Below are 23,320 nucleotides of genomic sequence, written 5' to 3'. Positions count from 1 at the left end.
CAAATCGTTCGCCTGTCGCGCCGAAACCGGGGTGGCGGTGGCCGTCACGGCTTTCCGCCGTCCCGGTGTGACGTTCGCCTCGATCGGTCCGCTTCTGAGGGTCGCCTTCCTTGCCAACCGGGATTTAGGGAACAAGGATGTTCCGTAAAGCGTTCGAGGGACCAGGAACGTAGCGTTGCCAGGGCGTCCTCGCCGCCCGGGCCCGCTGGGGCCCGCAGCGTTTCCCGTAGTGAGCCACGCAGGAGGTGAGATGAGCACGCAGGCAGCCGACGTCGTCGGGCACCACACGCCCGTGCTCTCGTCGCACCCGCACGAGACCGACGGCACCACCCGGCGTCGCGTTCTCGAGCTCGTCGCCTCCGACGGCCCCGTGACCGCCGCGCATCTCGCCTCCACGCTCGGGCTCACGGCCCCGGCCGTGCGCCGGCACCTCACGCTGCTGGAGGACGAGGGGCGCATCGAGGTCCACGAGGGGCAGCCCACCCCGGCCCGGCGCGGCCGGCCCGCGCGGCACTACGTCGTCACGCACGGCGGGCAGTCGGAGCTCGCGGGCGGGTACGAGGAGATCGCCGCCTCCCTGCTGCGTCATCTGCGCGCGCACGGCGGCGACGCGGCCGTGGCCGAGTTCGCGCGGGAGCGGTTCGACGCCGTCGTGCGCCGGTACGCCCGGCAGCTCGACGCGACCGGCCCGGCCGATCGGACCGCGCGCCTCGCCGAGCTGCTCACCGCCGACGGGTACGCCGCGTCCGCGCGGCCGGGGCCCGGCGTCGTCCCCGCCGTGCAGCTCTGCCAGGGACACTGCCCCGTGCAGCATCTGGCCCAGGAGCACCCCGAGCTGTGCGAGGCGGAGGCACGCGCGTTCACCGAGCTCCTCGGCACGCACGTGCAGCGCCTGGCGACCATCGCGGGCGGCGCGCACGCCTGCACCACCAACATCCCGCTGGGCATTCCCGGCGGCACGGACCTTCCTCAGGGAACAACCACCACCGAAGGAACACGATGAGCGCACCCACGGAAACTGAGCGCACCGACAAGCGGACAGATGACGAGATCATCGACTCCATCGGTGCCTACGAATACGGCTGGCACGACAGCGACGCTGCCGGTCAGTCGGCCCGGCGCGGCCTGAACGAGGACGTCGTCCGGAACATCTCCGCGCTCAAGAACGAGCCGGAGTGGATGACGAAGCAGCGCCTGAAGGCACTGCGCCTGTTCGGCAAGAAGCCGATGCCGTCGTGGGGCTCCGACCTGTCCGGGATCGACTTCGACTCGATCAAGTACTTCGTGCGCTCCACGGAGAAGCAGGCGACCTCCTGGGACGACCTGCCGGACGACATCAAGGAGACGTACGACAGGCTCGGCATCCCCGAGGCGGAGAAGCAGCGCCTCGTGGCGGGCGTCGCGGCCCAGTACGAGTCCGAGGTGGTGTACCACCAGATCCGCGAGGACCTGGAGCAGCAGGGCGTCATCTTCGTCGACACCGACACGGGCCTGCGCGACTACCCGGAGCTCTTCCAGGAGTACTTCGGCACGGTCATCCCCGCCGGCGACAACAAGTTCTCCGCGCTGAACTCGGCCGTCTGGTCGGGCGGCTCGTTCGTCTACGTGCCGCCGGGCGTGCACGTCGAGATCCCGCTGCAGGCCTACTTCCGCATCAACACGGAGAACATGGGCCAGTTCGAGCGCACGCTGATCATCGCGGACGAGGGCTCGTACGTGCACTACGTCGAGGGCTGCACCGCCCCGATCTACCAGTCCGACTCGCTGCACAGCGCGGTCGTCGAGATCGTCGTGAAGAAGAACGCGCGCGTGCGCTACACGACCATCCAGAACTGGTCGAACAACGTGTACAACCTGGTGACCAAGCGCGCCACGGCCGCCGAGGGCGCCACCATGGAGTGGGTCGACGGCAACATCGGCTCCAAGGTCACCATGAAGTACCCGGCGATCTACCTCCTCGGCGAGCACGCCAAGGGCGAGACGCTGTCCATCGCCTTCGCGGGCGAGGGCCAGCACCAGGACGCCGGCGCGAAGATGGTGCACGCCGCGCCGCACACGTCGTCGTCCATCGTGAGCAAGTCCGTCGCCCGTGGCGGCGGCCGCACGTCGTACCGCGGTCTCGTGCAGGTGCTGGAGGGCGCGAGCCACTCCGCCTCGACCGTGCTGTGCGACGCGCTGCTCGTGGACCAGATCTCCCGCTCGGACACGTACCCGTACGTGGACGTGCGCGAGGACGACGTGTCCATGGGCCACGAGGCCACCGTGTCCCGCGTGAGCGAGGACCAGCTGTTCTACCTGATGTCCCGGGGTATGGAGGAGACCGAGGCGATGGCCATGATCGTGCGCGGGTTCGTGGAGCCCATCGCGCGCGAGCTGCCCATGGAGTACGCCCTCGAGCTCAACCGCCTCATCGAGCTCCAGATGGAAGGTTCCGTCGGCTGATATGACTGCCACCACCGATCTGACGACAGATCACTCACGCGCCGTGGCCGACGGCGCCCACTCGCACGGCATCGGAGGCAAGCCCCAGGGCAGCCGCGCCGAGCGCCTCACCTCGTTCTCCCTGGACGACATCCCCGTGCCGCTCGGCCGCGAGGAGGAGTGGCGCTTCTCCCCGGTCCCGCGCATCCAGCCGCTGTTCGACACCGGCCTGGTGACCGCGGGCGCCGACGGCTCCGGCGTCCGGGTCACCGTCGCGACGGCCCCTGAGGTCACGGTCGAGACGGTCGCGCGCGACGACGCCCGGCTCGGCAAGGCCGGCACGCCCGGCGACCGCACCGCCGTCACGGCGTGGAACGCGTTCGCGCAGGCCACGGTCGTCACCGTGCCCGCCGAGACGGTCGCCTCGGACGTCACGTCCGTGCGGTTCGACGGCGATTCCGCGTCCTCGGCCGAGGTCGCGCACGTCCTGGTCAAGGCCGAGCGCCACTCCGAGGCCGTCGTCGTCATCGACCACGCCGGCGTCGCCACGCTCAACCAGACCGTCGAGATCGAGGTCGGCGACGGCGCGCAGCTCACCGTCGTCACCGTCCAGGACTGGGCCGACGGCGCCGTGCACACCGCGAGCCACCGCGCCCGCATCGGCCGCGACGCCAAGCTCAAGCACGTGGTCGTGACGTTCGGCGGCGACGTCGTGCGCATCACGCCCGACGCCGAGTTCACCGCCGAGGGCGGCGAGGTCGAGATGGTCGGCCTGTACTTCGCCGACGCCGACCAGCACCAGGAGCACCGCCTCTTCGTGGACCACGCCGTGCCGCGCTGCAAGTCCCGCGTCACCTACAAGGGCGCGCTGCAGGGCACCGGCGCGCACGTGGTGTGGGTGGGCGACGTGCTCATCCGCGCCGAGGCCGAGGGCACCGACACGTACGAGCTCAACCGCAACCTGGTCCTCACGGACGGCGCGCGCGCGGACTCCGTGCCGAACCTCGAGATCGAGACCGGCGAGATCGAGGGCGCGGGCCACGCGTCCGCGACCGGCCGGTTCGACGACGAGCAGCTCTTCTACCTCATGGCCCGCGGCATCCCCGAGACCGACGCCCGTCGCCTCGTGGTGCGCGGCTTCTTCGCCGAGCTCATCCAGGAGATCGGCGTCGCGTCGGTCGAGGAGCGGCTCATCGCGTCCATCGAGGCCGAGCTGGAGAAGTCGATGAGCGTCATCACGGGCGAGTCGTCGTCGCACGACACGGCGACCGACTCGGAGTGATGACCGCGTGACCTTCCAGACCGCGTGCCTCGTCGACGACCTCTCGCCCGAGGAGGCCATGCTCGTCGAACTCGACGGCACCGACGGAGCGCCCGTCCCCGTCGCGCTCGTGCGCGACGCGGACGGCGCGTTCCACGCGATCAGCGACATCTGCTCGCACGGGCAGGTGTCGCTGTCCGACGGCGAGGTCGAGGGCTGCCTCGTCGAGTGCTGGCTGCACGGCTCGCAGTTCGACGTCCGCACCGGCCAGCCCGTCCAGCTGCCCGCGATCCGGCCCGTTCCGGTGTATCCCGTCCAGGTCGACGGCGACAAGGTGCTCGTCGACATCGACGGACCCGCCTGACCCGGCCGGCCGCACACAGAAGAACAGCTCCGCCACGACCGCCGTCGTCGGCGAACCACACGAACTTCCGCACCAACATGGAGAAGCGAATGTCCACCCTCGAGATCCGCGACCTGCACGTCAGTGTCGAGACCAAGGAAGGCCCCAAGCCGATTCTGCGCGGCGTCGACCTGACCATCGCGTCCGGCCAGACCCACGCGATCATGGGGCCGAACGGCTCCGGCAAGTCGACGCTCGCGTCGGCGCTCGCGGGCCACCCCAAGTACACGGTGACCTCCGGCAGCGTCACGCTCGACGGCGAGGACGTCCTGGCGATGTCCGTCGACGAGCGCGCCCGCGCCGGCCTGTTCCTCGCCATGCAGTACCCGGTCGAGGTGCCCGGCGTGTCCGTGGCGAACTTCCTGCGCACCGCCAAGACCGCCATCTCCGGCGAGGCGCCGGCCCTGCGCACGTGGGGCAAGGAGGTCAAGGGCGCGATGGAGAACCTGCGCATGGACCCGGCGTTCGCCGAGCGTTCCGTGAACGAGGGCTTCTCCGGCGGCGAGAAGAAGCGCCACGAGATCCTGCAGATGGAGCTCTTCAAGCCGCGCTTCGCGATCCTCGACGAGACCGACTCCGGCCTCGACGTCGACGCGCTGCGCGTCGTGTCCGAGGGCGTCAACCGGGCCAAGGAGAACACCGAGGTCGGCGTGCTGCTGATCACGCACTACACGCGGATCCTGCGGTACATCAAGCCGGACTTCGTGCACGTGTTCGTGGACGGCAAGATCGCCGAGGAGGGCGGGCCCGAGCTCGCCGAGCGCCTGGAGGAAGAGGGCTACGACAAGTACGTGGGCAAGACGGCGCCGGCGTCGGTCTGACGCCGTCCCGCCACGCCGAGCCGCCGAGGAGAGATCATGACCACGATCGACGCAGGTAACCCGGCCTTCACGGCCGCTGAGCTGACCGCCGTGCGGGCGGACTTCCCGCTGCTCGGGCGGACGGTGCGGGACGGGAAACCGCTGGTCTATCTCGACTCGGCGGCCACGTCCCAGAAGCCGCAGGTGGTGCTGGACACCGAGGTTGACTTCTACGAGAAACGCAACGCCGCCGTGCACCGCGGCGCGCACGCGCTCGCGGAGGAGGCGACCGAGGCGTTCGAGCGGGCGCGGGAGCAGGTGGCCGCGCTGGTGGGGGCCTCGGCCGGGGAGATTGTGTGGGTCCCGGGCGCCACGGCGGGGATCAACCTCGTGGCGACCGGGCTGCAGAACGCGACCCTGGGCCGCGGGGGAGCGGCGGGCGCGCGCTTCGCGCTGGGCCCGGGCGACGAGATCCTGATCACCGAGGCGGAGCACCACTCCAACCTGGTGCCCTGGCAGGAGCTGGCGGCGCGGACCGGGGCGACCCTGCGGTGGATCCCGGTGGGACAGGACGGACGGCTGGACCTGTCCGCTCTGTCCGCGGCGCCGTCGGGCGCCGGGGCTCCCGCCGGCGAGGTGGCGCCGCTGATCAACGAGCGGACCAAGGTCGTGGCGTTCGCGCACGTGTCCAACGTGACCGGGGCCGTGGCCCCGGTGGCCCGGATCGTCGCCGCCGCCCGGGCCGTGGGGGCGCTGACCGTGCTGGACGCCTGCCAGTCCGTGCCGCACCTGCCGGTGGACCTCCCGGCGCTCGAGGTCGACTTCGCGGTGTTCTCCGGGCACAAGATGCTCGGGCCCACCGGCGTCGGCGCGCTGTACGGGCGGCGTGAGCTGCTGGAGGCGCTGCCGGTGGTGCCGACGGGCGGTTCGATGGTCGAGGTGGTGACCATGGAGTCGACGACGTTCGCCCCGCCGCCGCAGAAGTTCGAGGCCGGCACGCAGATGGTCGCGCAGGCCGTCGGCATGGGCGCGGCCGCGGACTACCTGCGCGAGCTCGGCATGGACAAGGTCGCCGCCCACGAGGCGGAGCTGGCCGCGGAACTCCTGAGGATCGCGGAGATCCCGGGCATCCGCGTGATCGGCCCGACGACGGTGGGCGTGCTCGGGGCCGAGGCGGGCCCGGACGCCGGGCTGCCGGACCGGGTCGCGGCCGTCTCGTTCGTGGTGGACGACGTGCACGCGCACGACGTCGGCCAGGTGCTCGACGACCAGGGCATCGCGGTGCGGGTGGGTCACCACTGCGCGCAGCCGCTGCACCGCCGGTTCGGCATCGCGGCGACGGCGCGGGCCTCGGCGAGTGTGTACACGACCCTGGACGAGGTCATCGCCTTCCGGGAAGCTCTGGGAGGGGTCCGAGCGTTCTTCGGAGCGGAGTGAATTCGGTCCGAGGTCGAGCGGTCGGCCGGATGTCCGTGCGGTCGGCCCCCCGAGGGGCCGACTTCTCGACATCGGACCGACCGTCAACCTCATCGGACCGACCGTGCCCGGGCATAGGCTGGGGCTGAGGACTTGGGAAGGGAGCAGGGCGTGAGCTCGCTCGAGCAGATGTACCAGCAGGTGATCCTGGATCACGCGAAGCGCCCGGTGGGCCGGGGGCTCGTCGCCGTGATCGACGAGCACCTGTCGGGGGAGTCGCACCAGGTGAACCCCACCTGCGGCGACGAGGTCACCCTGCGGGTCGACGTCGTCCCCGCGAAGGACGGCGCGCCCGCGCGGATCGGCGGCGTGTCCTGGGAGGGACAGGGCTGCTCCATCTCGCAGGCGTCCGTCTCCGTGCTGACGGACCTGGTCAGCGACCAGCCGCTGGCCGAGGTCGCGCGCCTCGACGCCCTCTTCCACGACCTGATGAACTCCCGCGGCAAGGGACTGGACGACGACGCGGCCGAGGACGACCTCGGCGATGCGACCGCCTTCACCGGCGTGTCGAAGTACCCCGCCCGCATCAAGTGCGCACTGCTCGGCTGGGCGGCGCTCAAGGACTCGCTGGCGCGCAGCGGCGCTGCCGTCACTTCGGATTGAGGAGAAGAACGGTGACCGAGGGAACCACTACCGAAGTCGAACAAGAGGCTCCGCAGCTCACGCTGGCGGAGCAGGCCGAGGCAGCCGTCGCGGCCCGCGCGGCGGCGTCCGCGGAGGCCGAGGGGACGACGCCGGCGGCGACGTCGTCGGCCCCCGTGAACGTGGCCGACGTCGAGGAGGCCCTGCGCGACGTGATCGACCCCGAGCTGGGGATCAACGTCGTCGACCTGGGCCTCGTCTACGGCGTGCAGCTCGACCAGAACAGCTTCGCGACGATCGACATGACCCTCACGTCGGCGGCCTGCCCGCTGACGGACGTCATCGAGGACCAGGCATCGCAGGCCCTGGAGGGCATCGTGACTGGTCACAGGATTAATTGGGTCTGGATGCCGCCGTGGGGCCCGGAGAAGATCACGGACGACGGCAAGGAACAGCTCCGGATGCTGGGGTTCAACGTCTAGGGCTTCGCGCTCAGGCGGGCCGCGACCCGGGCTTGACGGCGAGCACGGGGCACTCGGCGGTCAGGAGGATCCGCTGCGCCACGGAGCCCATGAGCAGCTTGCCCACCGGGCTGCGGTGCCGTAGCCCGACGACGAGCCGCGCGGACAGCTCGTCGGCGACGTCGAGCACCTGGTCCGCGACGTCCGGTCCCACCTCCTGCCGCACGACGTGCGGCAGACCGGTGCTCCGCAGCCGGTCCGCGAGGCCGGCGAGGCCGGCGGGCGGCGCGAAGCGTTCGTCCACGAGAGCGTCCCCGCGGGTGCCGTTGACCACGGCGACGCCGCGCCCGCCCTCGCGGGCCCAGGCGAGGCCGTGCTCCAGGGCGGCCTCGCCGAACTCGTCGGGGGTCCATGCGACGACCACCCAGCCGTCGGCGGTGTCCCGGTCCGGCCCCGTGTGCTCGTGAGGCCCCGTGCCCTGGTGCCGCGTGTCGTTCGTCACCGCTGGTCTCCTTCCGTCCCGACGGCGGCGCCGTCGTCGTCCCGCACGTCCGCGGCGGCCTCCGCGGCCATCCGCGACTCCGTCCGCGACCGCCACCGCGACAGGAGGCGGCGGGTCACGAGCACCAGGAGCAGAACCGCGTAGATGGCGATCGCCAGTGGCTCGCTCCACAGGATCGCGGGGTCGCCGCCCGAGATGGTGAGCGCCTCGCGCAGCTTCGTCTCCACGAGCGGGCCCAGGATGACGCCGAGGATGAGCGGTAGCACCGGCAGTCCGAACCGCCGCATCGCGAGGCCGAGCAGGCCGAAGACCAGCAGCAGGCCGATGTCGAACGGGTCGAGGTTCGTGGCGTAGGCGCCGAGACCGGCGAAGAAGAGGATGCCGGCGTAGAGCTGGGGGCGCGGGATGCGCAGCAGCCGGGCCCACAGCGGCGCGAGCGGCAGGTTGAGGACGAGCAGCAGGAGGTTGCCGATCAGCAGGCTCGCCAGCAGTGTCCACACCATGTCGGCGTGCTCGGTCATGAGCTGCGGGCCGGGCTGGATGCCGTAGCCCTGCAGCGCGGACAGCATCACCGACGCCGTCGCCGTCACGGGCAGGCCGAGCGCGAGCATCGGCACGAGCATGCCCGCAGCCGACGCGTTGTTGGCGGCCTCGGGGCCGGCGACACCCTCGATGGCGCCCCGGCCGAACTCGTCCCGGCCGCGGCCCCTCGCGCTCGATCGCTTCGCCAGCCTGCGCTCGGTGAGGTACGACAGGAACGTCGGCAGCTCGGCGCCGCCCGCCGGCAGCGCGCCGAACGGGAACCCGTACGCGGTGCCGCGCAGCCACGGCCGCCACGAGCGGCGCAGGTCCTCGCGGCCGAGCCAGGGCTGCCCGACCGGTACGACCCGCACCGGCCTGCGGCGCAGGTGCGCCGCGACCCACAGGGCCTCGCCGAGGGCGAAGATGCCCACGGCCACCACCACGATGTCGAGGCGGTCCACGAGCTGGGTGACGCCGAACGTCAGGCGCGGCTGGCCGGTGTTGAGGTCCAGCCCCACGAGGCCGATCGTCAGGCCCGCGAACAGGGCGAGCAGCCCGCGCAGCGGGCTTGCCCCCAGCACGGTCGCGGTCATGACCAGCGCCAGCACCATGAGCGCGAAGTACGACGGCGCGCCGATCTCGACGGCGACGTCGGCCAGCGCGGGTGCGAACATCGCGACGAGCAGCGTGCCGATCGTCCCGGCGACGAACGACCCGACGGCGGCGGTCGCCAGCGCCTGCGCGCCCCGCCCGGCCCGGGCCATGAGGTTGCCCTCGAGCGCCGTCATCACGGACGCCGACTCGCCGGGTGTGTTGAGCAGGATCGACGTCGTCGACCCGCCGTACATGCCGCCGTAGTACAGCCCGGCGAACATGATGAACGCCTGCGTGGGCTCCAGCCCGAACGTCACCGGCAGCAGCAGGGCGATCGCCATCGCCGGCCCGATGCCGGGCAGCACGCCGACGAACGTGCCGAGCAGCACGCCCACCGCGGCGTACAGGAGGTTCATGGGGGTGAGAGCGGCGCCGAGGCCGTCCCACAGCAGTCCGAGGTTCTCCATCAGGTCACCGCCTCACAGGATTCCGTCGAGGACGCCGGGGGTGAGCGGGATGCCCAGCCCGACGACGAAGCCGTACCAGCTACCCACCGCGAGCAGAAGACCCACCAGGACGTCCCGGATCAGCGTGCGGCTGCCGAGCGCCCAGGCCCCGCCCGCGAAGAGGATCGCGCCGGACAGCGCCCAGCCGAGCCAGGTGACGGTCGCGATGGTCAGCAGGATGACGCCGACCAGCTTCAGCACCGTGGGCCAGTCCGCGGGCGTGGTGACATCGACGTCCTCGCCGGCCTCCGGCTCGGGGCGCGAGCCGCGTGCCGTCGCCACGGCCAGCAGCATGCTCGTGACGACGAGCCCCGCGCCGATGACGAACGGGAAGATGCGCGGACCCACGGGGTCGGCGAACCCGACCTCCAGGGTCGTGGCGTCGTACACGGTGTACGCGCCGACGACGAGCAGCACGGCGGCCAGCCCGTACTGGGCGGTGTCGACGCGCGGCCCGTGGTCCACGGCCCCTGCCCCGGGGATCTCCACCTCGGTGCTCACAGCAGATTCAGCTCCTTCAGGGTGGTCGACACCCGCTCGTCCTGCTCGCGCAGGAACTGCTCGAAGTCGTCGCCGGTGACGAAGGCGTCCGTCCAGCCGTTGTCGGCCAGGGCCTGCTCCCACTCGGGCGAGTCGTGCATGCGGGTGAGGTGGTCGACGAGCTCGTCGCGGCGTTCCTCGCTGATACCGGGCGGGGCGACGACGCCGCGCCAGTTGGTGAACACGAGGTCGATGCCGGACTCGGTGAGCGTCGGGATGCCGGCAAGGGGGTCGCCGGTCAGGCGCTCCTCGCCGGAGACGGCCAGCACCCGCAGCTCGCCCGCGGCGATCTGTCCCTCGAACTCGGCGAGGCCGGAGAAGCCCACCTGGATCTTGTTCCCCAGCAGGGCACTGGTCAGGGGGCCGCCGCCGTCGTAGGACACGTACCGCACGTCCTTCGGGTCGACGTCGACCGCCTTGGCGAGCTGCATCGGGAACAGGTGGTCGGGGCCGCCCGGGGACGAGCCGCCACCCACCACCACCGTTCCCGGGTCCTCCCGCCACGCCGCCACGAGGTCGTCGATCGTGCGGAACGGGGAGCCGGCCGGCACGAGCACGCCCTCCTGCTCCTCGATGAGCTGGGCCAGCGGCGTCGCGTCGTGCGGACGGGCGTCCACACCGAACGAGTACGTGGACCCGACCACGCCGAGGCCCAGCGTCATCATGAGCCGCTCGTTCCCCGCCTCGCCCATGAGCCGCGACATCGCGACCGAGCCGCCCGCGCCCAGGATGTTCGTCACCTGGATGTCGCCGCCGGTGATCCCGTCGCGGTCGAGGACGCCGACGGCCGCGCGCCCGGTCTGGTCGTACCCGCCACCCGGGCTGTTCGGGATCCACATGTCGAGGTCCGCGGAATCGTCGCCGCGCGTGACGCCGCATCCGGCGGCGACGGCGACCAGGGCGGCGGCGAACGCGGCGGCAAGGGCCACGCGGGCGCCACGGCGGCGGGTGCTGCCGGCGCGGCCGGATCGCGGGGGCTCGGGCGCGCGGCTCGGGGGGACGGATGTCGTCGGCGACATCGGGTTCCTCCAGACTGGTTGGTGCTGCGGGGCGGCTGTGCCCCCGCGTCATCGTCACAGACGCCCGCCGGGCGCGTCATCATTGGGTAACCAAAGGAGGTTGTGGAACTTGCGGTCACACGGTCGGCCCACCGGGCGTCCCGTCCGCCCCCGCCCCCTCACCCTCGGCGGGCAGGTGCTGGCGCTGCAGCTCGCCGTGCTGCTCGTGGTCGTCGGGGCGGCCGCCGTCGTCTTCCTGGGGCAGGCGGACGCCGCGTTCCGCGACGACCGCGCGGACCGGCTCGAGGTGGCGGCCGAAGGGCTCGCCGGCATCCCGGCGGTGCCGGAGACCCTCTCCTCCGAGGCGCCCGACACCCGGGCGCTCACCTTCTACCTGCAGACCCGTGCGGCGTACGTCGACGCCCGCAACGCCTACCTCACCGACCTCGACGGGTACATCCTGGTGGCCACCGACCCGACGCGGACGGGAGAGCGGCTCGACCTGCCCGACGACGCCGCCACGCGCGCCGGCAGCGGCGACGTGGCGGACGTCGCGGGCCGTTCGATCGCGGCATGGGTACCCGTCTACGGCGCGGGCGAACCCGCACCCGAGCGGAGCGCCCCGCGGCCCGTGGCCGTCGTCGTGCTGGCCGACCCGTACCCGCCGCTGACCGAGCGGCTCTCGAGCGCCGGCGGCGAGGTGCTCGTGGTGCTCGGCATCGGCACCGCCCTCGCGGCCGCCGGGTCGTGGCTGCTCGCCCGCCTGGTCAAGCGGCGCACACGCGGCCTGGAGCCGGCGCAGATCGCGGCGCTCGCGGACCACCGGGAGGGGGTGCTGCGGTCGATCCGCGAGGGAGTCGTCGTCGTGGGCGACGACGGCCGCGTGAGCCTGGTGAGCGACAGCGCCCGCGAGCTGCTGGGCCTGCCCGCCGATACCCCCGACCCCACCGGCCGCCGGCTGGAGGAGCTGGGGCTCGACCCCGCCGTCCTCGAGTTGCTGCGCGGCACGGACGAGGTGCACGACGCCGTGCTCGTCGCGGGCGACACGGTGCTGGTGCTCAACCGCCGCCGGGTGCTGCACGACGGGCGCCCGGCGGGCACGGTGACCACGCTGCGCGACCGCACCGAGCTGCTGGCGCTGCAGAGCGAGCTGCACGCGCGCGAGAGCGTCACCGAGACCTTGCGCGCGCAGACGCACGAGTTCGGCAACCACCTGCACACCGTCCGCGGGCTCATCCACCTCGGGGAGTACGACGAGGTGGGCCGCTTCGTCGACCGGCTCACGCGGCGGCGGGCGGACCTCAGCGACGTCGTCACCGCGCATGTCGCCGACCCGGCGGTGGCGGCGCTGCTCATCGCCAAGGCGACCCTCGCGGACGAGCGTCACGTGGAGCTCGTCGTCGACCCGGGCAGCGCGCTGCCGCGCCTCGACCCGGACCTGTCCGCCGACGTCGGCACCGTGCTCGGCAACCTCGTGGACAATGCCGTCGACGCGGCGGCGGCAGGGTCGTCGGCGGGTTCCGCCCGCGGCGGCGGTGACCGCCCGGCGCGGGTGCGCGTCCGGCTCGCGGTCCCGGGCCCCGGGGAGGACGTCGTCGTCGAGGTCGCGGACAGCGGCCCCGGTGTGGCGCCCGAGCAGGTGGACGCCATCTTCCGGCGGGGCTGGAGCACCAAACCCGCCGGAACCGCCGGTCACGGCGTCGGGCTCGCGATCGTGCACGTCCTGGCCCGGCGCCGCGGGGGCGGCGTCACGGTGCGAGATGATGACTCGCTGGGTGGCGCGGAATTCACCGCGCGGCTGCCACACGGCATCGTGACCGACGAGGGGGTTGGACCGCCATGAGCCTGGACGTGCTCGTCGTGGACGACGACTTCATGGTCGCCTCCATCCACCGGCGCTTCGTGGAGCGGGTGCCGGGGTTCCGCGTGGTGGGCGAGGCGCACACCGGCGCCGACGCGCTCGCCTCCGTCGACCGCCTGCGACCCGACCTCGTCCTGCTGGACGTGCACCTGCCCGACGTGAGCGGTATCGAGGTGCTGCGCAGGCTGCGGGCAGCGGGGCACGACGTCGGGGTCCTCGTCGTCACCGCGGCCCGGGAGGCGGACACCGTCCGCGCCGCCGTCGCCGGCGGGGCGGCGCACTACCTCGTCAAGCCGTTCGCGCCGGAGGACCTGGCCGTCCGGCTGGAGGCGTTCCTCCGCACCCGGCAGGCCCTGGACGGTCTGGACGACGACGTCGACCAGACCGAGCTCCAGGCCGACATCGACGCCGTCTTCGCACGGCCGCCGCAGGGCACCGGACCGCGCGCCCCCCTGCCCAAGGGACTCAGTCCGGAGACGGCCGACGCCGTGCTGGCCGCGCTCGCGGGCGGTGCCGAGCTCAGCGCCACCGAGTGCGCGGACGCCGTCGGTGTCAGCCGGGTGAGCGCGCGCCGCTACCTGGAGCACTTCGCGACGTCGGGCCGCGCCGCGGTGCGCCTCAGGTACGGCACCGCGGGGCGGCCCGAGAGGCGCTACCGGCTGAGCTGAGCCGTCGTCGAGGTTGGCCGGTTCGACTACCGAAGCGCTTCGATGAGGATTCGACGCTCGATGGCGTGTCGGAAGTCTCCATCTGGCCTCAGTCCGCGAACTTCAGGGCTTGCGCGCGTCCGGGCGGGAGCAATACCGTATTGAAGCGCTTCGAGGGAAAGGTCCGTCGAAGCCGATGCACTCGTGCGCGACGGAGCGCACTCGACGAAAGGAGCAACGATGCCCCTTGCGAGACGAGCACCTCTCAGAACGCTGACCACGTGCCTTGTCGCCGCGATGGTGGCGGTCGGCCTGTCCGCCACCGGCTGGACGACCCGGGCCTCGGCCGACACCGTGAGTCAGCTGGACGCCTCTCAGATCGTCGCCGACATGGGCGCGGGCTGGAACCTCGGGAACAGCCTGGAGGCCAACTCCAACGGCTACCCGAGCGAGACCGCGTGGAACAACCCGACCGTGACCCAGGCTCAGATCGACAAGGTGCGCGCGGCGGGGTTCAAGACGATCCGGATCCCCGTCTCCTACCTGAACGCGATAGGTTCCGGCCCGAACCACACGATCGACGCCGCATGGCTGAACAGGATCCAGCAGGTCGTCGACTACGCCTACAACCGGGGCATGTACGTGGTGATCAACATGCACGGCGACGGCTACAAGAGCGTCAACGGTGCCTGGCTCATCTGCGACGCGGCCGATCAGGCGGCGATCAGGGCCAAGTACCAGAAGGTGTGGCAGCAGATCGCCACCCGGTTCCAGGCCTACGACCAGCGCCTGATCCTCGAGTCGATGAACGAGAACTTCGACGGGCAGTACGGCAACCCCACTCAGCCCTGCTACTCGAACATCAACAGCTACAACCAGATCTTCGTGGACACCGTGCGGCAGGCCGGGGGCAACAACGGCTCGAGGTGGCTGCTCGTCCCGGGGTGGAACACGAACATCGACTACACCGCCGGGGACCACGGCTTCGTGATCCCGACGGACAACCACCGGTCCTCGTCCGTTCCGGGCGACGAGCAGCGGCTGATGATCTCCGTTCACTACTACTCCCCGTGGGACTTCGCCGGAGAGGAGAACGGCAACATCACCCAGTGGGGGGCGGGCGCGACCAATGCGTCGAAGAAGTCCACCTGGGGGCAGGAGGACTACCTGGAATCGCAGCTGAAGAAGACCTATGACAAGTTCGTCACGCGCGGATACCCGGTCGTCGTCGGCGAGTACGGCGCGATCGACAAGTCCTCGTACGACTCGGCGAACAACCGGTACCGGCAGGACTTCGCGCGCACGCTGGTCGCCACGGCGAAGAAGTACGGGGCCAGCACCATCTACTGGGACAACGGCTACAACGGGCAGTACGGGTTCGGGCTGTTCGACCGATCCGCCGGCACCGTGACCCAGCAGGGCATCATCGACGCCATCATGGCCGGCCTCGGCGGCACGAGCCCGTCCGGCTCGACGGCGATCGTCGGTGCGGCGTCGAACCGCTGCCTGGACATCCCGAGCTCCTCGACGACGAACGGGACGCAGGCGCAGCTCTGGGACTGCAACCGCGCGTCGAACCAGTCGTTCACCCGCACCTCCGCGGGTGAGCTGAAGGTCAACGGCAAGTGCCTCGAGGCCGCGGGCTGGGGCACGGCCGACGGCACCAAGGCGGCGATCTGGGACTGCACGGGCGGCGCGAACCAGCGCTGGAACGTGAACACGAACGGCACCATCACGAACGCCCACAACTCTCGCTGCCTCGACGCCAACGGCGCCGCCACCGTCAACGGCACCCAGATCATCCTCTGGGCCTGCAACGGCGGCAGCAACCAGCGCTGGACGTTCCGCTGACCCGGGGACGCCGGACGGCGCCGGCCCCTGGACGGGACCGACGCCGCCCGGCGTCCCGCGCGGCGGCGACCGACGCGCGGTGGCGTCATGTTCATCGCGGGCCTGCGGTCGAGAGCATCTCGTAGCCGAGAGCTGTGATCTCGTGGATCACCTGCCGGCCGTCGCGCCGGGAATCGACCAGGCCCGCTCCGCGCAGGGCCGACACGTGTTCCGACACCGAGGCTGTGGCGATCGACAGCCGTTTCGCGAGCGCCGTCGTGGTCAGTGCTGCCGTGGCGAGTTCCCGCAGCACCGTCGCGCGGGTGCGCCCGACGAGCGTGGAGAGGGCGTCGCCGCATGTCCCGGTGCCGGTGGGCGCCCGATCCGGCGCGGCGGGCACGACGACGGTCAGCGGCCCGGAGGAGTTGCCGGTGACGACGGGCGCCGGTGTGCCGAAGTACGACGGGGCGATGCGCAGGCCGGCACCTGTCAGGTGCATGTCGGCGTCATCGCCCTGCGGGATGGCGAGGGTCGGTGCCACCCAGCCGGAGCCCGGGTGCAGCGTCGTCAGGAGATGGGCGGCGCCCTGGTCGGACAAGGCGCGGTTTCGTCTCGCGAGATCGCCCGTGACGGTGCGCCGGACAAGGTCCCATTCCGGCGCGACGGCGTGGGCGAAGTACGCCGACATGCTTGCCCGGAGAACGGCGAGCGCCTGGTTCGAACCCTCGCCGAGATCGCGGGTCCATCCCGAGGCGTGCTTCCGTACGTCGAGGCGTGCCAGTTCGGCGCCGATCCGGCGGGGTGGCGTCAGCACCACGGTCTTGAGGCCCGTCTCGAGCCCGACGGAGCCGTTCGCCGGCGTCAGGAATTCCGGGCAGTAGCCCTCGGGCGGTACGAGGTGGAGGTACGGCAGCGCCTCGCGCGGCATGGTGCGAAGGGTTTCGGCCCGCCACCTCCGCAGGTGCCGGGGAACGTCGGCGCCGTTGATGATCTGGGCGCTCAGCCGCATCTCGACCAGCGGGTCGGGTGCGGCGGCCAGTCGTACCCGGCCGAGATCCTCGGGCGAGAGATGGATTCGCAGCATTGCCTGCCTCCGTCATGGGGTGCGGTGCAGTTCCACGTCTCACTGTGGGGTCGCCGACGGCGTCGTCGTAGTGCCAGATCTCCACGCGTCGCGGGGGTGTGTCACCGGCTGCCATGACATGTGTCATCGATCCGGAGCCAACCGCTGAGCAGCGATGACACCGGGGCCTGTCAGGCGCAAGGACATTCGCGGGAAGTCGAACCCTCAGGTGTTCGCCGAACCGCATGTCTCACGGATCCGCCACTTCCTACGGTCGTCAGCGGTGACCTGATCGGGTCACCCGGGCGGGTGAGAATCCGTCCGGACGTGCCCTGAAGGAGGCATGACATGCACTCTTCAACGATCTCCCGGCCTCGGGCGACCGCAGTCGGTGCGGTACTCGCGGTGCTGACGCTCGTGGCCGCGCTGTTCGGGAACATCGCCGCCGCGGACGCCGTGGAGCCGCGTGACGACCGGGAGTACTCGGCCGGCGTCGAGCTGTCGGACGCCGCGCGCGCCGAGCTCCAGAGCGACATCGACTCGATCCTCCGCAAGCACCCCGGCGGACAGCAGATCAGCGTCAACGAGGTCGCGTGGGAGGACGGCGACGTGGTCCTCACTCTCCCGCTCCCTGGACAGAGGACGGCGTCGGCCCTCGCGGCCGCAGGCACTCGGGACTGCCCGTACCTGCACACGTGCCTCTACGACGACATCGACTGGGGCTACCCGCGACTCGCGTTGTACTCGTGCGAGTACATCGAGGACCTGGGGGACTACGGGTTCGACAACATCACCACCTCGTACCACAACAACCAGTCGGGTAACGCGGCGACCCGGGTCTGGGACTACGACGAGGGGCCGGGGCTCTGGACGAGCTTCGCGCCGTCGTCGTCGAGCTATGTCGGGGCCACCAAGACGGACCGAGCGAGCGCGGTCGACCCGTGCTGACCTAGCGTCCACCGTGCCCGGCCCTGACAGGGCCGGGCACGGCTTCGCGAGACGTGCCCGGTGGCACATCAGCTCAGGGCCGGCTCACCTGCGGGTCCACTGCTGGTTGGTCCCGCCGTGGCAGGCCCACAGGTGGATCCTGGTGCCGTTGGCGGTGCCGTACTCGCTGGCGTCGAGGCACAGCCCGGACTGGACGCCGGTGATCGTGCCGTTGGAGTTGAGGTTCCACTGCTGGTTGGGCTGACCGTTGCAGTCCCAGATGATCGCGGCGGTGCCGTTGGTGGTGCCCTGGTCGTCGGCGTCGAGGCACTTGTTCCCGTACACCACCAGCCGCTTGTCCGAGGTGTAGGTCCAGCTCTGGTTGCTCTGGCCGTTGCAGTCCCACAGGGTGACCTGGGTGCCGTTCTCGGTGCTCGCGCTCGGCACGTCCAGGCAGCGCCCGGACGCCGCTCCGACGAGTTCCGTGCCGCCGCCCTGCGTCCCGCACCCGGGGGTGTTGAGCGGCGTGCGGTACGCGTCGGGCACGCCGGCGGCGCAGATGATCGCCTGCGCCTGGGCCGGCCAGGTCGAACCGGACACGGTGTGGTCGTTCGTGATGCGGTTGTTCGTCGCACTCGTGAAGTCGCCCTGCGTCACCCCGCCCATGTGCCACGTGCTGTCGACGGTGTTGTCCCTCGTGGTGCGGGTCGCGCCCGTGTTCGCGAAGACCCAGGGGTTCGTGTCGCGGAGCACGTTGTTCGTCGCGGTGATGTACCGCGATCCCTCGTCCAGGTACAGCCCGACCGTGTTCCGCAGGTTGTACAGGTAGTTCTCGCGGATCACGGTGCCCGGCGAGGCGGAGAGCGAGTAGATGCCGCCGCCGTCGCTGAAGACCTTCTTCGTGTCGTGCACCTTGTTGTTCGCCACGAGGTTGTTCTTGAACGTCGTGGGGGTCGAGTACTTCGGGTTGTACTCGTAGTACCCGCGGTCGACGTAGTCCTGGGACCCGCCGGCGTCGTTCATGCCCCAGCCGAAGCCGATGTCGATCGCGTCGTAGGGGAGGTCGAAGACCTCGTTCTGCAGGATGCGCGCGTTGTCGACGTAGGTCGACAGGAGACCGGAGTTCTCCCGGTAGGTGAAGGAGGTCTTCGTGACGGTGTTGCCCTGGAGGAGGATGTCCGAGTTGGTCATGGCCGGGTTGCTCGGGTGGTGGGCGTCGGCCCGGACCCCGCCCGCGACGACGGCTCCTCCGCCGAGCTGGGTGAACACGTTCCCGACGACGTCGATGTCCGACGCACCCAGACCTACGCCGCTCGCGTGCGCGCTGGCGTCGTTGCCGATCCCGAGCGCGGTCTGGCCGAGGTTCACGAACGTGTTGCGCAGGAACGCGACCCCCGTCGCCGCGGAGACCTGGACGGCCGCCGGCGACTGCCGCCACGTCGCGCGGGCCCGCTCGAAGGCCCTGCAGCCCTGGGAGCAGCTCGTGAGGGCGTCGGAGGGGTAGTACGAGTAGGAGCCGGCGAGGTAGGCACCGGTCTGCTGCACGGCGTAGCCGTCGGGGCCCGACGGCGCGAGCCAGCTCGTTCCCGAGAACCGGAGGCCCTCGAAGGTGAGGTTGCGGACCGGGTCCGAGTAGCTGCCGCTGATGTCGACGAGCCTCTCGAGCCGCGGGAGCTGCACGTCCAGCGACGACGGGTGCACGCCGTTCGCGGGCTTGAGGTACAGGCGCCCGGCCGAGGGATCGATGTACCAGTGACCCGCCTGGGAGACGAACGCGAGGGAGTTCTCGAGGCTCAGCCCGTGGCCGCCGAAGATCGGGGCCTGCATGGTGTCGTACCCCCAGAGGTTGTTGTTCCACGCGGGCTGCGTCATCGTCGCCGTGGTGCCGTTGATGCTCGAGACCGGCGAGTACCGGTCGGTGAAGTGCCCGATGGAGCGCAGCTCGATCCGGTTCTTCTGCGGCAGGCCCGCGAGGTAGTTGAGCGCCGAGTTCCTGATGGTGAAGCCGGTGGCGGTCATCTGGATGTCGCTGCGCGCGATGTTCACCGCGGCGCGCGGTGAGGCGACGCCGTCGACGAAGAGGTCCCGGGTGTCGACGCCGGCGGGCGTCGGGGCGACCCAGATGTTCTTCGCCGAGTCGTACGAGCTCCATCCCGTGACCGGCGTCGAGCCGGTCAGGACGGGGGTCTCGCCCGGGGCGGCCGTCCAGCGCACGGTCGTGCCGGCGCGCCCGCCGTCGGCGGCGGTGAAGCTCAGTGGTGCGGAGAGCTGGTAGCGGCCCCCGGCGAGCACGACCACCACATCGGTGGGTGACGCGGAGCTCTGGTTCTGCCTGACCGTGGTCTTGACCTGCGAGATCGAGCACGGTGCGCTCGCGGTGCAGCTGGTTCCGCTGCCGCCGGGCGAGGCGTAGTAGGTGGTGGTTGCGGCGACGGCGGCGAGAGCTGGGCTCGCGAGCGTCGATCCCCATACCAGCGCCGTGACCGCGAGGACGGTCGCGAGGCGCCGAGGCGCGCGATTCATCTGAGTTCCTCCGAACATCGTTGTCTGAGGGTGCTCGCACGGCTCACTCGCTCCGAGCCGGCAAAGGTAGTACATCTCATCTTCGGCCCGAACTCAATAGGTCGTATGATGTATGTTCTTTGTTCGGATCGGACGTCGGAGCCGTCGGATCGTGCGATGTTCCTATCTGGCGGACTTCGTCCCGCGGTGGTCGGCCGGCCGGCGGCGGGTCCAGGCGTCCACGATGTGCGAGAGCATGCTCGACGCGGCCTCGTCGCCGGAACCCGCCGCGATGGCGTCGAAGATCTGCTCGTGCTCCCGGAGGGTTTGCTCGTGGATCGCCGCCGGCACGTCGATCGAGTACCGGCTGCTCTCCCGTGCCCGCTCGAACAGCGATCGCGCGATGCTCTCCGCGAGGCGGTTGCGCGACAAGGCCATCACCGTCTCGTGGAAGGTCACGTCGGCGGCCTGGAATCGGGGGGTGTCGGCGAGGGAGGTCCGCATCTCCTCCAGCGCGTCCCGCAGCGCGTCGAGCTCGGAGCGCGAGCGCATGGTCGCCGTCTCCCGTGCCATCGCGGACTCCAGCTGTGCCCTGACCACCGTGAGCTCGTCGAGGACGCCGAGCGAGCGATCGTGGGCGATCAGCGACTCGAGCACCACGCGGTCGAGCATGTTCCAGGACCGGGTGGGCTGGATGACCGTGCCGCGGCCCTGGCTGACGGTCACGAGACCCTTCTCCTCGAGCCTCTTGACGGACTCCCGCAGCACGGTCCGGCTCACGCCGAACTGCCGGCTGAGGGGCAGCTCCGGCGGGAGGGTGTCGCCGGGTTCGAACTCCCCGGACACGATCAGGTCCACCAGTGCCTCGACCACGGCCACCCCGAGCCGCTTGGCCGGGGTCCGCAGGGGCAGCGACAGCACCCCGGTCGTCTCGTCGTCAGTGCCGGCGTGTCCCCTCATGAGGGGACTATAACCAAGCGGACGGCGATCAGCAGACATGTGATGTATGCTGTTTAGGGCGCCATGGCGGCGCCGTTGCCCGGTGACGGGCCCGGGCTCAAGGACACCAACCATGAAGATCACTGGCTTCCGCACGCTCACCACGCTCCAGGAGTGGGGGCGCCCCGTGGGGGACGCCAACGGTCTCATCGACGACGGGATCACCGAGGTGCCCGTCGTCGTGCTCGAGACCGACGGCGGGCTGCTCGGGGTCGGCGTGGGCTCGCACGCGGACCTGGACCGTCTCTTCCCCGCCCTCGAGGGCCAGGACCCGCGGGCCACCTCGGCGCTCCACGACCGCATGCTGGCCCACGTCTTCAAGAGCGGGCACGCGGGCGCGACCTTCGGCGGGGTCGGGGCGTTCGACATGGCGCTGTGGGACCTGAAGGCCAAGATGGCCGAGGAGCCTCTCTGGCGCACGCTCGGTGCCGCCGACCGCTTCGTCCCTGCCTACGCCTCCGCTCTCGAGGTCGCCGTCCCGGACGAGGACCTCGAGGCGCTGTTCCAGGGCTGGCTCGATCGGGGCTTCACGAGCGTGAAGATCAAGGGCGGCCTCGATCTCAACCGCGACGCCGCCCGATTGCGCCTCGTCCGGGATCTGTTCCGGCGGAACACCGCGAGACCTGCGCTGATGCTCGACGTGAACGAGTCGTGGAGCCGTAAGCAGGCGGTCCGGCACATCAGTGAGCTCGAGCGCGAGCTCGATCTCACGTGGGTCGAGGAGCCGCTGCGCCGCTGGGACGCCGAGGGGATGGCGATGCTCACGCGCTCGGTCCGCGCCGCCGTCGCGACCGGCGAGAACCTGACCGGACTCGAGCAGCTGCGGCCTCTGCTGGCCGCAGGTGCCGTCGACATCGTGCAGGTGGGCAGCATGTGGGGGGTGACGCACTTCCTCCGCGTCGCCGTCGTGGCTCACGCGCACGACCTCTCCGTCAGCCCCGTGGGCTCGCTCGCCAGCCCTGTCTGGCACGCCGTCGCCGCCGTCCCGAACCACCTCGCGGTCGAGCTGCAGAGCCTGACCGATCCCATCGGTCTGCGCACCGATCACGAGGTGGCCGACGGCGGCGTCGTCCTCGGTGACGAGCCGGGCAACGGTCTCTCGATCGACGAGGAGCGGATCGCCACGGTGCGCGTCCGCGAGGCGTGGTCCCGGGCGGACGGCCCGCACGTCCGGCCCGCCCGCGCCGGCCTGCGCCTGGTCGCGGAGTGAGCCCGGCGCCTCGTCAGCGAGGACGGCGTCCCGGTCGTCGCGAGATCCCGTAGATCCGGGCGGCGTTCCGTCCGTCGACGGCGGCCTGGTCGGCCGCCGGGAGGTGACCGGTGAGCTCGAGGTAGGCCCGCAGCCATGCCCCGTAACCGCCCTCGAGCTCAGCGAGCGGCCAGTCCGAGCCGTAGAGCAGGCGTCCGGGACCGAAGGTGCGCAGCGCGTGGCGGACGACGGGGCGCAGCCGCTCGGTGGACCAGCGGCCCGCCTCGTCCTCGGTCACCAGCCCGGAGACCTTGGCGACGACGTTCGGCCGGCGCGCGACCAGGGCGAGGTCCGCCGCCCAGTCGACCAGCTCCGTGCCGCGCAGCGGCACCTTCCCCAGATGGTCCAGGACGAAGGCGGTCCGCGGGTGGTCGCCCACGACGTCGGCGACCTGGGCCAGCTGGTGGTGGCCCACCAGGACGTCGAACGTCAGCCCGAGCCGAGCGAGGGCGTCCAGCCCGTGGCCGACGTCGGCCCGCGAGAGCCAGCGTTCGTCCTCCTCGGCGAACGTGACGTGCCGGACCCCGACGAGCTTCTCGCCCCCCGGTCCCGACCGCAGCATGGTGACCTGCGCGTCCACGTCACCGGTGAGGTCGATCCAGCCGACCACCCCGGCCACGGCGTCCAGGTCCCGGGTGCCGGACAGGAGGTCGACCGTCTCCGTGAGGTCGTTGACGGCCTGCACCACGACGGAGCCGCCCACGTCGTTCCGGCTCAGCTCGGCCGCGGCCGAGGCCGGGGGGAAGTCCCTGTCGATGGCCGCCATCGTGCGCGGGTCGATCCAGGGCTGCGGATGCCTCGCGCGTTCCCACACGTGCAGGTGGGCGTCCAGGATCTGCCTCATGCCAGGTGCCAGACCTCCGTGAGCCGCCGCCAGCCGTCGCCGGGCCGGGCGTCGCGCCCGAAGGCGACCTGGCACGGGTCGGTGCGGGCGAGCCATTCCTTGGTGACCGGGTCGGCGTCCACCGCGGCCAGGTCGGCCTGGTAGTCGTCGCCCGTGTACTCGTAGTAGCCGAACAGGGTGTCCTCGATCAGGAAGATCGAGTAGTTGGTGACGTGGTGCGCGGACAGCGCCGCCTCGATCTCCGGCCAGACCGCGGCGTGCAGCCGCAGGTACTCCTCCCGGCGTTCGGGTACCACGTCCACGACGAATGCGAAGCGTTGCACGGTCACTCC

The 23,320-nt window shown here is 71.2% G+C and carries 22 protein-coding genes; 13 read left to right on the top strand and 9 right to left on the bottom strand.

Annotation, left to right across the window (positions count from 1 at the left end; all coding sequences use genetic code 11):
* Window positions 1–250 precede the first annotated feature (250 nt).
* From ABD208_RS15930 to ABD208_RS15895, 8 genes are all read left to right on the top strand, one after another.
* On the top strand, window positions 251–1,003 hold the full coding sequence (locus ABD208_RS15930; protein WP_344104742.1) for a helix-turn-helix transcriptional regulator: 753 nt from the start codon (window positions 251–253) through the stop codon (window positions 1,001–1,003).
* On the top strand, window positions 1,000–2,442 hold the full coding sequence (sufB, locus tag ABD208_RS15925) for a Fe-S cluster assembly protein SufB (protein WP_344104740.1): 1,443 nt from the start codon (window positions 1,000–1,002) through the stop codon (window positions 2,440–2,442). Before ABD208_RS15930 ends, sufB begins: the two co-directional genes overlap by 4 nt.
* Window position 2,443: 1 nt before the next feature.
* On the top strand, window positions 2,444–3,703 hold the full coding sequence (gene sufD, locus ABD208_RS15920) for a Fe-S cluster assembly protein SufD (protein ID WP_344104738.1): 1,260 nt from the start codon (window positions 2,444–2,446) through the stop codon (window positions 3,701–3,703).
* A gap of 7 nt (window positions 3,704–3,710) precedes the next feature.
* Window positions 3,711–4,046, top strand: coding sequence for a non-heme iron oxygenase ferredoxin subunit (locus ABD208_RS15915; protein WP_344104735.1), 336 nt, complete (start codon window positions 3,711–3,713; stop codon window positions 4,044–4,046).
* An 89-nt stretch (window positions 4,047–4,135) separates the two neighbouring features.
* Window positions 4,136–4,906, top strand: a complete 771-nt coding sequence (gene sufC, locus ABD208_RS15910) for a Fe-S cluster assembly ATPase SufC (RefSeq protein ID WP_344104732.1) — start codon at window positions 4,136–4,138, stop codon at window positions 4,904–4,906.
* 36 nt (window positions 4,907–4,942) lie between these two features.
* Window positions 4,943–6,322, top strand: coding sequence for a SufS family cysteine desulfurase (locus ABD208_RS15905; RefSeq protein ID WP_344104730.1), 1,380 nt, complete (start codon window positions 4,943–4,945; stop codon window positions 6,320–6,322).
* Window positions 6,323–6,472: 150 nt separating this feature from the next.
* Entirely contained in the window at window positions 6,473–6,964 is a 492-nt protein-coding gene (gene sufU / locus ABD208_RS15900) for a Fe-S cluster assembly sulfur transfer protein SufU (RefSeq protein WP_344104728.1), read from the top strand.
* Window positions 6,965–7,119: 155 nt separating this feature from the next.
* The gene (locus ABD208_RS15895) at window positions 7,120–7,425 is read left to right on the top strand and encodes a metal-sulfur cluster assembly factor (RefSeq protein ID WP_344104821.1); all 306 of its coding nucleotides are present in this window, start codon (window positions 7,120–7,122) and stop codon (window positions 7,423–7,425) included.
* A 10-nt stretch (window positions 7,426–7,435) separates the two neighbouring features.
* Here the strand turns inward: ABD208_RS15895 and ABD208_RS15890 are convergent, their stop codons facing one another.
* From ABD208_RS15890 to ABD208_RS15875, 4 genes are read right to left on the bottom strand one after another with little or no spacing between them, the layout of a single operon-like run.
* Complete coding sequence (locus tag ABD208_RS15890; protein WP_344104726.1) at window positions 7,436–7,906, bottom strand: universal stress protein; 471 nt, start codon at window positions 7,904–7,906, stop codon at window positions 7,436–7,438.
* Window positions 7,903–9,489 (bottom strand): tripartite tricarboxylate transporter permease, encoded by a 1,587-nt coding sequence (locus ABD208_RS15885; RefSeq protein ID WP_344104724.1) that lies wholly within the window; start codon window positions 9,487–9,489, stop codon window positions 7,903–7,905. The genes ABD208_RS15890 and ABD208_RS15885 overlap by 4 nt, the downstream gene beginning before the upstream one ends.
* Before the next feature lie 12 nt (window positions 9,490–9,501).
* Entirely contained in the window at window positions 9,502–10,029 is a 528-nt protein-coding gene (locus tag ABD208_RS15880) for a tripartite tricarboxylate transporter TctB family protein (RefSeq protein WP_344104722.1), read from the bottom strand.
* The gene (locus tag ABD208_RS15875; RefSeq protein WP_344104719.1) at window positions 10,026–11,087 is read right to left on the bottom strand and encodes a Bug family tripartite tricarboxylate transporter substrate binding protein; all 1,062 of its coding nucleotides are present in this window, start codon (window positions 11,085–11,087) and stop codon (window positions 10,026–10,028) included. The genes ABD208_RS15880 and ABD208_RS15875 overlap by 4 nt, the downstream gene beginning before the upstream one ends.
* Window positions 11,088–11,196: 109 nt before the next feature.
* Here ABD208_RS15875 and ABD208_RS15870 point away from each other — a divergent pair, with 109 nt between their 5' ends.
* From ABD208_RS15870 to ABD208_RS15860, 3 genes are all read left to right on the top strand, one after another.
* Window positions 11,197–12,909 (top strand): sensor histidine kinase, encoded by a 1,713-nt coding sequence (locus ABD208_RS15870; RefSeq protein WP_344104717.1) that lies wholly within the window; start codon window positions 11,197–11,199, stop codon window positions 12,907–12,909.
* Complete coding sequence (locus ABD208_RS15865) at window positions 12,906–13,595, top strand: response regulator (RefSeq protein ID WP_344104714.1); 690 nt, start codon at window positions 12,906–12,908, stop codon at window positions 13,593–13,595. Before ABD208_RS15870 ends, ABD208_RS15865 begins: the two co-directional genes overlap by 4 nt.
* Before the next feature lie 219 nt (window positions 13,596–13,814).
* On the top strand, window positions 13,815–15,425 hold the full coding sequence (locus tag ABD208_RS15860; RefSeq protein ID WP_344104711.1) for a cellulase family glycosylhydrolase: 1,611 nt from the start codon (window positions 13,815–13,817) through the stop codon (window positions 15,423–15,425).
* A gap of 91 nt (window positions 15,426–15,516) precedes the next feature.
* Here ABD208_RS15860 and ABD208_RS15855 read toward each other — a convergent pair whose 3' ends face one another.
* Window positions 15,517–16,488 (bottom strand): ArsR/SmtB family transcription factor, encoded by a 972-nt coding sequence (locus ABD208_RS15855; RefSeq protein WP_344104708.1) that lies wholly within the window; start codon window positions 16,486–16,488, stop codon window positions 15,517–15,519.
* A gap of 327 nt (window positions 16,489–16,815) precedes the next feature.
* Between ABD208_RS15855 and ABD208_RS15850 the strand changes: the two genes are divergently transcribed.
* Window positions 16,816–17,415, top strand: coding sequence for a hypothetical protein (locus ABD208_RS15850; RefSeq protein WP_344104705.1), 600 nt, complete (start codon window positions 16,816–16,818; stop codon window positions 17,413–17,415).
* Between the two features lie 84 nt (window positions 17,416–17,499).
* Here the strand turns inward: ABD208_RS15850 and ABD208_RS15845 are convergent, their stop codons facing one another.
* Window positions 17,500–19,917, bottom strand: a complete 2,418-nt coding sequence (locus ABD208_RS15845; RefSeq protein WP_344104702.1) for an RICIN domain-containing protein — start codon at window positions 19,915–19,917, stop codon at window positions 17,500–17,502.
* A 162-nt stretch (window positions 19,918–20,079) separates the two neighbouring features.
* On the bottom strand, window positions 20,080–20,856 hold the full coding sequence (locus ABD208_RS15840) for a FadR/GntR family transcriptional regulator (protein ID WP_344104699.1): 777 nt from the start codon (window positions 20,854–20,856) through the stop codon (window positions 20,080–20,082).
* Window positions 20,857–20,968: 112 nt separating this feature from the next.
* Between ABD208_RS15840 and ABD208_RS15835 the strand changes: the two genes are divergently transcribed.
* Window positions 20,969–22,105, top strand: coding sequence for a mandelate racemase/muconate lactonizing enzyme family protein (locus tag ABD208_RS15835; protein WP_344104696.1), 1,137 nt, complete (start codon window positions 20,969–20,971; stop codon window positions 22,103–22,105).
* Between the two features lie 13 nt (window positions 22,106–22,118).
* Here ABD208_RS15835 and ABD208_RS15830 read toward each other — a convergent pair whose 3' ends face one another.
* Window positions 22,119–22,988 carry an amidohydrolase family protein gene (locus tag ABD208_RS15830; RefSeq protein ID WP_344104693.1) on the bottom strand — a complete coding sequence of 290 codons (870 nt, stop codon included), beginning with the start codon at window positions 22,986–22,988 and terminating at the stop codon, window positions 22,119–22,121.
* A complete protein-coding gene (locus ABD208_RS15825) occupies window positions 22,985–23,311 on the bottom strand; it encodes an L-rhamnose mutarotase (RefSeq protein ID WP_344104690.1) in 327 nt (108 codons plus the stop codon). The genes ABD208_RS15830 and ABD208_RS15825 overlap by 4 nt, the downstream gene beginning before the upstream one ends.
* Window positions 23,312–23,320 lie beyond the last annotated feature (9 nt).

Source organism: Myceligenerans crystallogenes, from assembly GCF_039529775.1.
GTDB classification, from domain to species: domain Bacteria; phylum Actinomycetota; class Actinomycetes; order Actinomycetales; family Cellulomonadaceae; genus Myceligenerans; species Myceligenerans crystallogenes.
The sequence above is the reverse complement of the archived record's forward strand: the minus strand, read 5'-3'. Positions and strand labels throughout refer to the sequence as shown.